The sequence below is a fragment of the Campylobacter sp. GB48 genome (assembly GCF_049221845.1).
Lineage (GTDB): Bacteria > Campylobacterota > Campylobacteria > Campylobacterales > Campylobacteraceae > Campylobacter_D > Campylobacter_D lari_C.
Map to the genome: position 1 here is coordinate 1 of NZ_JBMJAR010000077.1, position 867 is coordinate 867.

The following is an 867-nucleotide window of genomic DNA, read 5'->3' on the forward strand; positions in this document are numbered from 1 at the left end:
AACACAAGATGGTAGTGGGGAGTTTATTGAGATAATATTTCCTAGTCAATTAGAACTCAATGATAAGCCTTTGGAAGATGTGAGTTATACATTTGCTCCAGCTTTAAGAGGGATAAAGCAATTTTTTAAAGATACTGAGTATTTAAAATATAGAACATTGACTAAAGATGAAGTGTTGCAGATAGTAGATAAACTGCCAAAAAATGTTCGAGATAAACGCAGGAGAATAGTTAAAAATAAAGAGGAATTAGACAAATTATGGAAAAAGTTAACTAAAAATTCTGAAGAGTTGGAAAATAAAGTAGATAAAAAATATAGACAACCGATTTATATGAGAAAACTAGATGATCAAGCTATTATACAATATAAGAAAACTTCTAAAAGCGGGGGTGAGACCATAGAGATAAATTCCAATAAACCAAGAGGAAATCTTAAAACAATACATATAGAAAATGGGATAAAAAATGAAATATAGGTATATAAAATGGGATGAAAACGAAAAGTGTGCTATTTTTTTTCCTGATATAGATTTTGATATATGGAAAAAAACCCAGCTTTTAGAGAATGATTATGCTAATCCAACTTTAATTATATCATCTCATTTAAAAGATAAGGTCGGTATTTTAGAACTATTTGAATATTATATTTTGCTTATTTGTGGAAAAAGCATGGGTGTCTCAAGGTGGGAATGTAATAATTTAATTTTATTAGATACTTACAGCATTGATAATATTAGCAGCCCATTTTCTTTAAATGCACCCAAACCTACCTATATAAGTGAATATATTAGTGTTTTGGGGCAGCTTTTTCTAGCAGGATATATAGATTTTGGATCTTATTGTGATGAAGATAGAAATAAAATAGATT

General features: G+C 28.6%; 2 pseudogenes. Both read left to right on the top strand.

What is annotated here, in order from left to right:
- Positions 1–475 (top strand): annotated as a pseudogene (locus ACOTVC_RS08880) (hypothetical protein); the annotation flags it as partial.
- Positions 465–867: pseudogene (locus ACOTVC_RS08885) on the top strand (hypothetical protein); the annotation flags it as partial. The pseudogenes ACOTVC_RS08880 and ACOTVC_RS08885, both read left to right, overlap by 11 nt.